The sequence below is a fragment of the Marivirga salinae genome (assembly GCF_030503855.1).
Taxonomy (GTDB): domain Bacteria; phylum Bacteroidota; class Bacteroidia; order Cytophagales; family Cyclobacteriaceae; genus Marivirga; species Marivirga salinarum.
Map to the genome: position 1 here is coordinate 3,237,730 of NZ_CP129971.1, position 12,881 is coordinate 3,250,610.

13 protein-coding genes and 1 pseudogene are annotated in these 12,881 nt (G+C 33.9%); 7 read left to right on the forward strand and 7 right to left on the reverse strand.

Annotated elements, in window-relative coordinates:
- Nucleotides 1–7: 7 nt before the first annotated feature.
- Complete coding sequence (locus QYS49_RS13515) at nt 8–2,323, reverse strand: penicillin-binding protein 1A (protein ID WP_308347987.1); 2,316 nt, start codon at nt 2,321–2,323, stop codon at nt 8–10.
- 152 nt (nt 2,324–2,475) lie between these two features.
- Here QYS49_RS13515 and QYS49_RS13520 point away from each other — a divergent pair, with 152 nt between their 5' ends.
- The 5 genes and pseudogenes from QYS49_RS13520 to QYS49_RS13540 all read left to right on the forward strand — a co-directional run.
- Nucleotides 2,476–3,342: a substrate-binding domain-containing protein gene (locus QYS49_RS13520; RefSeq protein WP_308347988.1), complete on the forward strand. Its 867-nt coding sequence runs from the start codon at nt 2,476–2,478 to the stop codon at nt 3,340–3,342.
- Between the two features lie 121 nt (nt 3,343–3,463).
- Nucleotides 3,464–3,898, forward strand: coding sequence for a peptidylprolyl isomerase (locus tag QYS49_RS13525; RefSeq protein WP_308347990.1), 435 nt, complete (start codon nt 3,464–3,466; stop codon nt 3,896–3,898).
- A gap of 155 nt (nt 3,899–4,053) precedes the next feature.
- Nucleotides 4,054–4,944: a 3-hydroxybutyryl-CoA dehydrogenase gene (locus QYS49_RS13530; RefSeq protein WP_308347992.1), complete on the forward strand. Its 891-nt coding sequence runs from the start codon at nt 4,054–4,056 to the stop codon at nt 4,942–4,944.
- On the forward strand, nt 4,944–5,162 hold the full coding sequence (locus tag QYS49_RS13535) for a DUF3820 family protein (protein ID WP_308347994.1): 219 nt from the start codon (nt 4,944–4,946) through the stop codon (nt 5,160–5,162). Before QYS49_RS13530 ends, QYS49_RS13535 begins: the two co-directional genes overlap by 1 nt.
- Before the next feature lie 286 nt (nt 5,163–5,448).
- A pseudogene (locus QYS49_RS13540) lies at nt 5,449–5,736 on the forward strand (GxxExxY protein); the annotation flags it as partial.
- A 236-nt stretch (nt 5,737–5,972) separates the two neighbouring features.
- Here the strand turns inward: QYS49_RS13540 and QYS49_RS13545 are convergent.
- From QYS49_RS13545 to QYS49_RS13565, 5 genes are all read right to left on the reverse strand, one after another.
- Nucleotides 5,973–6,995, reverse strand: a complete 1,023-nt coding sequence (locus QYS49_RS13545) for an LLM class flavin-dependent oxidoreductase (RefSeq protein ID WP_308347996.1) — start codon at nt 6,993–6,995, stop codon at nt 5,973–5,975.
- Nucleotides 6,996–7,076: 81 nt separating this feature from the next.
- Entirely contained in the window at nt 7,077–7,493 is a 417-nt protein-coding gene (locus QYS49_RS13550) for an exosortase F system-associated membrane protein (RefSeq protein ID WP_308347998.1), read from the reverse strand.
- On the reverse strand, nt 7,483–8,007 hold the full coding sequence (xrtF, locus tag QYS49_RS13555) for an exosortase family protein XrtF (RefSeq protein WP_308348000.1): 525 nt from the start codon (nt 8,005–8,007) through the stop codon (nt 7,483–7,485). Before xrtF ends, QYS49_RS13550 begins: the two co-directional genes overlap by 11 nt.
- Complete coding sequence (locus QYS49_RS13560) at nt 8,004–8,633, reverse strand: NeuD/PglB/VioB family sugar acetyltransferase (RefSeq protein ID WP_308348001.1); 630 nt, start codon at nt 8,631–8,633, stop codon at nt 8,004–8,006. Before QYS49_RS13560 ends, xrtF begins: the two co-directional genes overlap by 4 nt.
- Nucleotides 8,633–9,235: an acetyltransferase gene (locus QYS49_RS13565; RefSeq protein ID WP_308348002.1), complete on the reverse strand. Its 603-nt coding sequence runs from the start codon at nt 9,233–9,235 to the stop codon at nt 8,633–8,635. Before QYS49_RS13565 ends, QYS49_RS13560 begins: the two co-directional genes overlap by 1 nt.
- A 448-nt stretch (nt 9,236–9,683) precedes the next feature.
- Between QYS49_RS13565 and QYS49_RS13570 the strand changes: the two genes are divergently transcribed.
- A complete protein-coding gene (locus QYS49_RS13570) occupies nt 9,684–10,013 on the forward strand; it encodes a thioredoxin family protein (RefSeq protein WP_308348003.1) in 330 nt (109 codons plus the stop codon).
- Between the two features lie 155 nt (nt 10,014–10,168).
- Here the strand turns inward: QYS49_RS13570 and QYS49_RS13575 are convergent, their stop codons facing one another.
- Complete coding sequence (locus QYS49_RS13575; RefSeq protein WP_308348005.1) at nt 10,169–12,028, reverse strand: M1 family metallopeptidase; 1,860 nt, start codon at nt 12,026–12,028, stop codon at nt 10,169–10,171.
- Nucleotides 12,029–12,216: 188 nt separating this feature from the next.
- On the opposite strand from QYS49_RS13575, the gene QYS49_RS13580 reads away from it, so the two are divergent.
- Nucleotides 12,217–12,879: a DUF4290 domain-containing protein gene (locus tag QYS49_RS13580; protein WP_308348006.1), complete on the forward strand. Its 663-nt coding sequence runs from the start codon at nt 12,217–12,219 to the stop codon at nt 12,877–12,879.
- Nucleotides 12,880–12,881 lie beyond the last annotated feature (2 nt).

The following is a 12,881-nucleotide window of genomic DNA, read 5'->3' on the forward strand; positions in this document are numbered from 1 at the left end:
GAAACAATTACCCATCCTTATTGAAAAGCTTTTTAATCCGCTTAAAAATTCCTTTCTTTTCCTTTCCATCTTCATCAAAATCTTTACTTTTCTCTTTATCAGGATTAGTAAATAATTTCTTAAAGAATCCATCTTCTTTAATTGGAGGACAATCCATTAACCTTTGGGCTTTATCCGATAAAGGTCGGAATCGACTATTACTGTAATGCTTAAGCTTTGCATCTGCATTAACTTTTTGCATCCATAAGCCAAAAATCGGCAGTGCTGAATTAGCTCCCTGTCCTAATGAAGTGCTTCTAAAACCTATGCTCCCATTATCCGAACCTGTCCAGCTAATGGTAACCAGATTAGGCAATAAGCCTACGAACCAGCCGTCTCGATTATTTTGAGTAGTACCAGTTTTTCCAGCTATATCATTCCTTAATTTATATCGCCACCGCAATCGAGATGCAGTACCTGAATTAACCACCTCTTGCATCATCTCCAATATCATTTCTTGATTGAGGCCAGAAAAAGCTTGTTTATATTCATTTTCAGATTTAAACTCTCCCAAAACATTTCCAGAAGCATCTGTGATTTTTTTAATAAAATATGGATCCGATGCTTTTCCGTCATTCAAGAAAGATGAATAAGCCGTGGCCAATTCCAACATACTCAGCTCTGCTGTGCCCAATGCCAAAGAAGCCACTTCTGGTAAATCAGATTTAATCCCCACATCTTCCGCTAAATTTATGACTGAACGAATTCCTGTTTCTTCTAAAATCTTCACCGAAACTGTATTCATCGACTTTTTTAATGCTTCTGGCATGCTCACATTTATATGTGCATAATCTTCATTATCGCTATTGGTGGGTTTCCAGCCTTCTAAATTATCATAGGAAACCGCTCTTGCTGGAAAATAATCACAAGGCTCCACTCCATTTTCAAGGGCTGCCAAATAAACCAATGGCTTAAAAGTAGAACCTACTTGTCTCTTGCTTTGAGTTACATGGTCATACTTAAAATATTCAAAATCAATACCTCCTATCCAGGTTTTAACAGCACCAGATTTTGGATCCATTGCCACGAAACCAGATTGCAAAGTCTTTAAGGAATGTTGAATACTATCGATTACACTCATGGTCTGCACATCACTCCCCGACCAATCAAAGAGCTGCATTTCCTTCTTTTCGTTTAATATCTTTTGAATTTCTTCCTCTGACTTTCCTTGATTTTTCAAAGCTTTATAATGATGAGAGCGTTTAATATATTGCTCATAAACAGATTTCTTTTTCCAAGGAGCCAAATTCCCCCAATTATCTTCAAAAGCCTTTTGCAATTTTTGCATATGCTCTTTCATTGCTGATTCAGCATACAACTGCATTTTTTTATTAAGCGTGGTGTGGATCTTCAAGCCATCACCGTAGATATCAATGGCTTTACCAGTTTCTTTTTCATATTCATCTGCCCATTTCACCAGTTCTTTTCTCACCTGTTCTCTAAAATAGGGTGCTGTCCCTTCATCTGCCTTAACTGGATGATAATCCAGTTCAATCTTTTTATCAATTGCTTCTTGATAAGCTTTATCACTAATCTTATTATACTTCACCATTTGAGAAAGCACTACATTTCTTCTTTCAATGCTATTCTCAGGAAAAATTCTCGGATTATACGTATAGGTAGCTTTCAAACTACCCACCAAGATGGCTGATTCTTCTACTGTCAACCTATTCACTGGTTTATTGAAAAAAGTTTGTGATGCTGCCTCTATACCGAATGTATTATCTGGAAAGCTAACAGTATTAAGGTAGAGGGTAAGCAAATCCTCTTTAGAATAAAGATCCTCAAGACGGGTGGCTATAATAGCTTCCTTTATTTTTATAGGAATAATTTCAAAATTATAAGAATACTCCCTAGGAAATAAATTCTTTGCAAGCTGTTGAGAAAGCGTACTACCCCCACCTGCAGACCGATCTTGAAGTATGACAGTTTTAATTAATACTCTAAAAAGACTTCTATAATCAATACCCGAATGTTCAAAAAAACGAACATCTTCCGTTGCCACCAAAGCATCTATTAAATGTTGAGGCAATTCATCATATTTTATATTCGACCGATAGCTCCTATAAAGAAATCCAATATTCTCATTATTTTCATCTAGAATTTCAGTAGCCTGTGCGTTATTAATATTAGTTAATATTTCATCATCAGGTAACTTCCCAAACATCCCCGCTTTTATGCTAAAGAAAAATAAAATGAGGAGTAATATCCCTGATCCTATAAGCAAGGATAGTAATTTAATAATTCGTTGTTTTAAATTCTTTTTCTTTTTCTTTTTTGGCATGCTATTCAATTGTCCTGCGAAGAACGGAAAATCACAGTAAAAAGTGTAATGAAAAAGTCATTAAGCTGAAAAAATTAAACAAAAGCTTAAGTTTCCCATTATTTCAAAAGAGAAAGATTGTATGTTTGTATACTCAAAAAAAGAATGATATTGTGAGTAAAACGATAAGAATCGGTGGGGTTCCCGAACATTATAATACCCCAATCCATTTAGCAATTGAATCAGGCGCAATTGAAAATGAAGGACTTAAGGTAGAGTGGAAAACCTTTGAAGGTGGAACAGGTGAAATGAGAGAAGCTCTTATCAACAATGAAGTTGATATTTGTGCCATTTTAACAGAAGGAATTGTTAGTGGAATTCTTCAAGGGGTTCCTGCCAAGATTATTAGTGGTTATGTGAAGAGCCCTTTGATTTGGGGAATCCATAGCGGAACGGAGAATCCTATCAATGACCATAAAGAAATATACGATAAAAAGTTTGCCATCAGTAGAATTGGCTCAGGCTCTCATTTAATGCCTATAGTAGATGCACTAAATAATGACAAAAAAATAGAGGAATCTCAATTTCACATCATTAACAATTTAAAAAGTGCATTAGTGTCATTAGAAAAGCAAGAAACTGACGTTTTCTATTGGGAAAAGTATACCACTAAGCCTTATGTTGAAAGAGGTGAATTAAAAAGAATAGGTGAATATGTTACGCCCTGGCCTTGTTTTGTTTTGGCTGCTCACAATGACATCATTAATGAAAGACCGAAGGATATTTCACGAGTTTTGAGACAAATTCAGCGTTCATCTGCCCAGTTTATGGAAAATGAAGATGCAGTGGAAATGGTGAGTGAAAGATTTGCAATAAAAAAAGAAGATGCCTCTAAGTGGTATCATGCTACCGAATGGGCTACTGATGGATGGGTTAGCAATAAGATGCTGAAAAATGTAGTTTACACTTTAAAGGCTGCTAATATTATTGATGAAATGGCGGATACAGAGCAGCTTGTTTGGCAGAGAAATAGTATATAAAAATAGTTTTAAGTATTAAGCTCTAAGTTTTGAATTGTGATCTTTTGAAATTAATAACTTGATTATCAGGTACTAAATACTAAAAATATACAACTTGTAACAATTATATAAATTTAAATAAATGAGCAAAGCAGAAATAGTAACCAACAAAGGCACATTAAAAATAGAATTTTATGATGATGCTACTCCCAATACTGTGAAAAATTTTCACGATTTGGCTAATAAAGGTTTTTATGATGGTTTAACTTTCCACAGAGTTATTCCTGATTTCGTAGTGCAAGGCGGTTGCCCTGATGGAACAGGTGCAGGTGGTCCTGGCTATTCAATTGACTGCGAAACAGATGGCGAAAAGCAATACCATGAAAAAGGTGTTTTATCTATGGCGCATGCTGGTAAAAACACAGGTGGATCTCAATTCTTTATCTGCCACAGCAGACAAAACACTCAGCATTTAGATGGAAAACATACTGCTTTCGGAAAAGTGTATGAAGGCTTGGATATTATTGATGATATCCGCCAAGGAGATGTAATGGAAAAGGTGACGATAATTGATTGATTATAAAAAGTTAATAAAATAATGGCAGGTTAAGTACCTGCTTTTTTTTTGTCTAGTTCCTAAAATTTCATATCCAAAATCAATAATCTTTTCACTAAGCAGGTTAAAGTAGATTTTATATCTTTGCCACAGCTTAAAATAAATAAAAATATACTATGGAAAATATAGCAGTAATTGGATCAGGAACAATGGGTAATGGCATTGCGCACGTTTTTGCCCAAAATGGATTCAAAGTTTCTTTAATAGACATAAGTGAAGCTGCCCTAGAAAAAGGAATGGCTACTATTGGCAAGAACTTGGACAGACAAGTAAAGAAAGAAAAAATAGATGAAGCCAAAAAAACTGAAACCCTTAATAACATCACTACTTTCACTTCAGTAAAAGAGGGCGCAAAAGGTGCTGATTTAGTAGTGGAAGCTGCAACAGAAAATACTGAATTAAAGCTGAAAATATTTAAAGAATTAGATGAGGTTTGTGATGAAAAAACCATTCTAGCGTCTAACACAAGCTCTATTTCCATTACAAAAATTGGATCCGTTACCAACAGACCAGAGAAAGTTATTGGAATGCACTTTATGAATCCGGTGCCGGTGATGAAATTAGTGGAAATTATCCGTGGATATTCTACTTCTGATGAAGTAACAGAGCGTATCATGGAGATGTCGAAAAAATTAGGTAAAATTCCTGAAGAGGTAAATGACTACCCTGGTTTTATCGCAAACAGAATATTGATGCCAATGATCAATGAAGCTATCTTTAGTTTATTTGAAGGAGTTGCAGGTGTAAAAGAAATTGATTCAGTGATGAAATTAGGAATGGCGCACCCTATGGGACCATTGCAATTAGCTGACTTCATTGGCTTGGATGTATGTTTAAGCATTTTGAATGTATTACACGATGGTTTAGGTGATCCTAAATACAGACCATGTCCGTTATTAATCAATATGGTGCAAGCTGGAAAATTAGGAGCTAAATCTGGTGAAGGCTTTTATAATTACAGCCACGGAACAAAAGATTTAGTAGTAGCTGATACTTTCAAAAAATAATGGAAGGATTAAATCCTCAAATATTAAATGATTTAGTCAGAGTAAAGATGCCCTTTGGAAAATATAAGGGCACTTTACTTTGTAATTTACCTGTCTCCTATCTTGAGTGGTTTAAAAGAAAAGATGGATTCCCTCCTGGGAAGTTAGGCATGCAAATGGAAACACTCTGGGTCATCAAAACCAACGGCCTAGAAGACTTACTGAAACCGCTGAGGTAACCACAGAGTTTCTTTTTAACCACAAAGTTACTCTAAGACTTTCGCAAAGAGTCACAAAGGTTTTCTTTGTGTAACTCCGTGAAAATCTCCGTGTCCTCTGTGGTTAATAGTCATCTTTGTGGTTAAAAAGGCTCTTTTTTTTATTATTCATATGAAATTTATACTTTAGCGGTTTAACCAAACCTTATAAATTATGAATGAAAATGAATTGAGCAAGATCATCATTGGCTCTGCTATCAAAGTACATCAATCCTTAGGTTCCGGGTTATTGTAAAGTGCTTACCAAGAGTGTTTGTTTTACGAACTCAAAAATCAAAACCTTAATGTCATAAAAGAAAAATCCATGCCTGTAGTTTACGAGGAAATCAAAATGGATTGTGGATATAAAATTGATTTGTTAGTTGAAAATAAAGTGGTAATTGAACTCAAGAGCGTTGACAAACTAAATGATGTTCATAAAGCTCAAACTTTAACTTATATGAAATTAGGTGATTATAAATTGGGTTTGCTAATTAATTTTAATGTCTCTTTACTAAAATCTGGCATCAAAAGACTAATAAACGGATACATTTAACCTCAGAGCTTTTTTTTTAAACCACAAAGTTTCTCTAAGATTTTCACAAAGGTCGCTAAGGTTTTTCATTTTCCTTAGTGAAACTTCGTGATATATCTCAGTGCTCATTGTGGTTTGTATTCATCTTTGTGTAACTCAGTGAGAATCTCAATACCCTTCGTGGTTAAAAATTCCTTTGTGTAACTCCGTGAAAATCTCCGTGTCCTCTGTGGTTATAAAAAAATTGTGGTTGGAAATCAGGAAACATTCTCAACCGTCTCTCCTTTCATAATTTCAGAGAAAATTTTGTAAGAATTTACCCTAGCTTCATGATCGTAAATATGTGATGCCACAATCACTTCATCTACACCAGTTTTGTTTATAAAATCTTCAGTTTGGCTCTGCACTTTTTCCTTACTCCCAACAAAAGCAAATTGCATCATTTTTTGAAAAGCTGGATGATTCGATAATTCTCTTAATTCAGCCGTCATTTCTGTTGGTGGCTGCATATAGTCTAAATTGTTTGTCATCACACCCAACATCATCCTAATCATTGAAGTTGATAATCTTTCTGCTTCCGTATCCGTTTCAGCTGCAATAACATTTATCCCTGCTATTGTATAAGGCTCTTTCAAATACTTTGAGGGCTGAAACTCATTATAATAAATATTTAAAGCTTCGAAAAGTTGTGTTGGTGCAAAGTGAGATGCAAATACATAAGGTAAACCATTTTTAGCAGCTAAATGCGCGCTATCTGTACTTGAACCTAATATGAAAATAGGAACTTCCACTCCTTCTGCTACAGTAGCGCGAACATTTGAACTTCTGTTATCCAAAGAAAAATAGCGTTGAATTTCACTAACCTCTTCAGGAAACTTATGCACAGATTGGTTTCTATCCGAACGAATGGCGTGAGCAGTTGTCTGATCTGTGCCTGGTGCTCTTCCTAATCCTAGATCAATTCTATTAGGATAAATGCTTCCTAGCGTGCCAAATTGCTCCGCAACGATCAGTGGAGAATGATTTGGCAACATGATCCCACCTGACCCTACTCTTATCTTTTGGGTGCCACTTGCAATGTGTCCAATTAAAACAGCTGTAGCAGAACTGGCGATGCTGACCATATTATGATGCTCGGCCAACCAAAATCGTTTATATCCTAAGTGTTCAGCTATTTGAGCTAAATCAAGGCTATTTTCAAAAGTTTTTTTGACGCTAATATCTTTACCTACACTAGCTAATTCTAATATAGAGTATGGTATATTCTTTAATTTCGACATTAATTCTTAGATGACTTTTAAGTCTGTTTTAACTGCTAATTAAAGAAGGGGTTACAATTTAATGAAAGTAAATCTTACAATTCAGTTTTTAATCTTCTGAATATAGATCGCTGGAATCAGCAAACCCATTAAAGTAGGATTAATAATTAATCTATGGATAAAGCTGATATACATATGATCAATTGAAGTATAATACCTCAAAATGAAATAAGGAATCAATAAAAAGAAGAAACCAAATGCTTCCACTGCCAAACCAAATTTCACATATTTTTTATCATAAAAAAGCCCATAAATTAGCAGGAGCACTAAATTATCATTTAAAAGAAAACGAATACTTCTATTGATTATAAACTGATTTTGAGGATTCAGATTATCAGAAAACAATAAACTATAATCAAAACGTTGGCCAATAAATATAATACCTAAGCTTATAATACTGATAAAAATCAGAAAGATTCTTTGTTTTCTATTAGGCTGAAGCCAATCTTTATTTTTCATTTACTTTAAATATCCAAAGTGCCCACATACCGAATACGGCTATATAAATAAAGGCTGTAAATAAATATTTATGACTGAAATAGAGAAAGTCAGGCATGGAAATCGTAACATGAAACAAAAGTAATATTCTTAAAATATTAAATAAATGAATGACTAAAATCCCCAGTGGTATAAACCATAGCATTCGTTTTCCTATTTTACCATAGGCTATCAAGAAAGAAACAAAAATGACCATTACGTTTAAACCATTACAGCCTTCATAAACAGATAGAATAGCCTGACTATCCTTGTAAATAAAAATGCTCTTCAAATCCTCTTTTGGCCCTGTGGCAATTTTATCTTCATAAACATCAATAATTGTAGCAGTTTGCTCCGTTACCCATTTGGTCATAAAATCTGCTTCACCTTTGGAGGCATCAAGGTAAAATCCATAAGCTACATTCAGCACAATATATAAGCCAATAAATTTTGCTAGAAAAAGAATGGACGGTTTGAAATCTTGATATAAGCTCACTTTTCTATAATTTTAGCGGGAACCCCAATTGCAGTTTTATTAGATTCCAAATCTTTAGTAAGTACTCCGCCAGACCCTAAAACAGAATTTTCAGCTATTTCAACTCCATTCAATACATTGGCACCACTACCTACAAAAGCACATTCCTTTAAATTAACTTCTCCTGCTAAATTGGCACCTGGCATAATTGAACTAAAATTATCTAATTTACAATCATGCCCAACCGTAGCATTTAAATTTATCACCACAAATTCTCCTACTTGAATGTTGGTGGTCAAATTTGCGCCCGCACAAATAATACTTCCTGTTCCAATACTAATGATATCATTAAAAATAGCATGTGGAGAAACTACTTTGGAAAATTCCACCCTGGGATTCGTTATCCTTTCAATCACTTTCTTTCTTATTTTTCCATCTCCTATCGCTAAAGCAATGGAAATTGAGCTATTCCAATTATTTAGTGTTTCAGTATTTCCTAAATATAATTTTCCTAATTCAGATGATTTATCTTCATCATCAAAAAAACCTAAAAAATGATAAGGAAAGCCTTTTTTAATAAGTTGCTGAACAATCAAATTAACTTCTCTGCCAAAGCCACCTGCACCGTATATTGCAATTTCTGTCATTAAACTGTCTTTTTAATAATCTTAGCAGGGTTTCCAACAACAATTGAATTGTCTGGAACATCTTCTACTACTACAGCTCCTGCACCGATAGTGCACCATTTTCCTATTTTCACTAAAGGAATCACAGTGGCTCCTGCTCCTATCAAAGTTCCTTCTCCAACTTCTACTCCACCACAAAGTGATGCATTAGGCGCAATATGTGTAAAATCTTCTATCAAACAATCATGATCAACGCTGGCTGAAGTATTGATAATTACGTGTTCTCCAATTTTTGTGTCAGCATTGATAATGGTACCAGCCATAATTACAGTTCCTTCTCCAATTTCTACATGCGAACCTAAATTAGATTTATCATGTATAGCAATACCAAATTCAGCATCAGCTATTTGTTGAACTACCTTCTTACGAGTATCATTCTTACCAATGGAAACAATGCATTCTTCTATAGAACTATTAAAATCCTTTGGTTTACCTATAACTGGAATACCCCAGAGCTGCTCTATGGATTCATCGTCATCGTAAAATCCTTTCACCTGAATACCTTTAGATAATAGAATATCAACTATCACTTTTGCATGTCCACTTGCTCCGAATAATAGCATTTTTATAGTTTTAAGTTTTAGGTTTTATGTATTAAGATTATAATTAATATATAAAATTACGAATTTAAGTAATATGAATTATTATAAAGCAATTTTAAAATAAGTGAACTCTTGACCCAAATCTAAACTACTTTTCTAATCTCAAATAAAAGCTAATCTTACATTTAAATAAATAATTACAAAAACATACATTTTAGAATTTAGCTTGAAAACCCGTTTTGAATATTCAATATGTGCAAAATAATTATAAATAAAAGATTAAAACCGATGAGTCCAATGAAATATTAGACGGAAAAATATTTTAAATAATCAACTATCCTATACTCTTTAAATTTGATTATTTAAAATTGATTATTAGTACATGAAAGATTATTTTTTCTTAGAAAACAACTAAACAAAGTCATAGTATGAATTGTCTTATGCCATATTAAATAAAAATGTAAAAGAAATGATTGAAAAAGTTACTGACATTAATTTAGAAGAACAATTAAATAAAAATGAAAAAGTGATCGTGAAATTTTTTGCCGATTGGTGTGGCGTTTGTAAGGCTTTTGAACCTCAATTCAAAAAAATGGCTGAAGAAGCGGACGGGAGTGTAAAGTTTTTAGAAATTAATGCTCCTGACAACCCAAAAGCAAGGTTGTCTGCTGGTGTGTATAGTTTGCCCTTTTTCGCTAGTTATGAAAATGGAAAGCTTAAAGAAAAAATTTCCTCATCAGATAGAAAAGCAGTTCAACAATTAATTGATGGTATAAGTAATACTGAAACTGCTAATTAAGCACTTAATTGGTAAGAAATAAATCTATAGTTTACTAGCTTTAAGTCCGATTGAATTATGCTCAATCGGACTTTTATTTATGTGCTTTATCATCTTTGAACCATAAAAAAGCCCACAAAAATGCGGGCTTTTAAAAAAATCAAAAATTGGTTTTCTTATTTTTCAAATGTTGGTTTCAAATGTTCATCAGCATGAAAAGCATTGTTGTCTCTGTCAACATCTGCCATTCCTTCATTTTCATCTATCACCATACTTTTAATATTAGAAGCAGGCTGATCTAATTCAAATGTGTAAGTAGGAAATACCCAAGGCCAATCAGCTAAAATATTCACATTATCAGCATCAAAAGACTTTTCACCTCTCATAATTCTTAATGGAATATATACCAATTCGCTGCTGCCATCATTATAAGTAATGGAAACTTCTAAAGGCATAGGCATCTCTCCTATTTTCTCTAAAGTCACAAATGACTTTCGATCCTTTTCAATTACAGTTTTAATTCCGTAATCAATTTGTTTGGTAGAATAAACAAAATACTCCTTATACCAATCCAATTCCAAACCAGATGCTTTTTCCATCACTCTGATGAAATCATTATCATTAGGATGTTTGAATTTCCACTCCTCAAAATAAGTTCTCATAGCTGGATAAAAGACATCTTCTCCCATTATGTATCTCAACTGTCCTAAAAAAGTAGCTCCCTTAGAATAAGCCGCTCTACCGTAAGCAAAATTGGTTACATAATGATCAGCATGCGTACTCATCGGCTCTTCATATCCACTTGCAGCAAGCGCAAAATATCCTCTATAATTTCCAGATTGAGGATTTTCTTGTCCTTCCTCCATGATTACATTCATCGTTTCAGCAGAACCAAAAGAAGTAAAACCTTCATCCATCCACTCATACAATGCTTCATTTGTAGCTAAAACTCCTTGATACCAACTGTGGAACATCTCATGAACAGTTACACCTACCAGGCTACCTAAGCTTCTTTCTCCCGTAATCAAAGTAGCCATAGGATATTCCATTCCGCCATCTCCACCTTGTATTACAGAATATTGTTCATATGGATATTTACCAAATGTTTTATTAGCATATTCAAAGGCTTTTACGGTATACTCAGGTAACTTTTCCCAGTTCTCTTTAGTTTCATCATTCATCTGGTATAAGAAATGTAATTCTGGTCCATCAGGAACTTGAGCCTTTACGTGGGTAAAATCAGGATCAGCAGCCCACATAAAATCAATTACTTTAGGTGCTTTAAAGTGCCAAGTATGTTTTCCTTTTTTACCTTTACCAGGTTTTACACCCTCTTCTTGATAGCCATGCCCCACTTCATTTGGGTTTTGAATGTATCCAGTTCCACCTAAGATAAAATCTTTATCAATAGTAATTTTCACATCAAAATCTCCCCAAATACCGTGAAATTCTCTTCCGATATAAGGATTTGAATGCCATCCCTGATAATCATATTCAGCCATTTTTGGATACCATTGTGCCATAGAATAGCTTATTCCTTCTGCATTATCTCGACCAGTTCTTCTGATTTGAACCGGTACTTGCGCTTCAAATTCCATTTCAAAAGTGGAAGACTCTCCTGGATTAATAGGCTTATTCAAATCAACTTCTAGAATAGTCCCTACTACCTCAAAATCAACATCTTTTCCATCTTGTTTTAAGCTTTTGATCTTTTGATAGCCTATTTCATCCTCACTTAATTTGCTAATTCTATCTCCTACTCTTCTGTCCGGATCTTTGATTGTTCTTGATCGAACATCCATCATACTATTGGGCTGAAAAGCATTATAATAAAGATGATAAAACACCTTATTCAATTGATCAGGCGAATTATTGGTATAAACTGCCTTTTGTTCCCCCTCGAATTGATGCGTTTCCACATCCATATCAATCTCCATTTCATATTTTATAGCTTGTTGCCAACGATCTGTTTGTCCAAAAACAAAAACAGAACTCATCAACATAGCCATTACAAATCCTAATAATTTTATTTTCATAATGATTATATTTTGGTTTTACATCAACTTCAAAAATGGTCATTTCTAATTAATATGCCAATCTATTTTATATAAGCTTTACATTTTAGCTGATGAAGAGTGTTAAATGGGCTAATATTAAAATGAATATTTTATTTTTGTAGGATAAAATTGTAATGCCTGTTATTTCTTTCTAATTTTCTACCTTTGTGAAAGAAGAAGTTAAGACTATGTTAGATTATAATACCCAAAGACCGGAAATGAAATTGAAAGAATATGGACGAAATGTCCAAATGTTGGTCAAACATTTACGCACTGTAGAAGATAAAGAAACGCGTAATAAAATGGCTAATACTGTGGTCGATTTAATTAAGCAATTAAGCAGCGGGCCAAAAGATTACAATAATGACAACATGCAAAAATACTGGGATGATTTATACATCATGTCAGATTTCAATTTGGATGTTGACAGTCCCTTTCCAATGCCTGAAAAAGAGATATTAGGTAAAAAACCTCAGCCTGTTAAATATGCTTCCAGCGAAGTGAAATTTAAGCATTATGGCCGTAATATTGAATTATTGGTTGATAAAGCCATAAGTATAGAAGATGAGGAAGAGAAGCGTTCAGCCGTTTACTATATTGGTCGTTTAATGAAAACGTTCTATACTACTTGGAATAGAGACAATGTAACGGAGGAAGCCATTGCAGACAATATTAAGCAATTATCAGGCGGAAAGCTCTCTGTTGATATTGACCACGTGAAAGCTACCAATGGTTTTGATGCGATCTTTAAAGATAACAGACCAAGAAATAATAACAACAAAGGCAAGCGAACAAACAAAGGAAGCAATCCAAAAAGAAGAAGAAACTAATC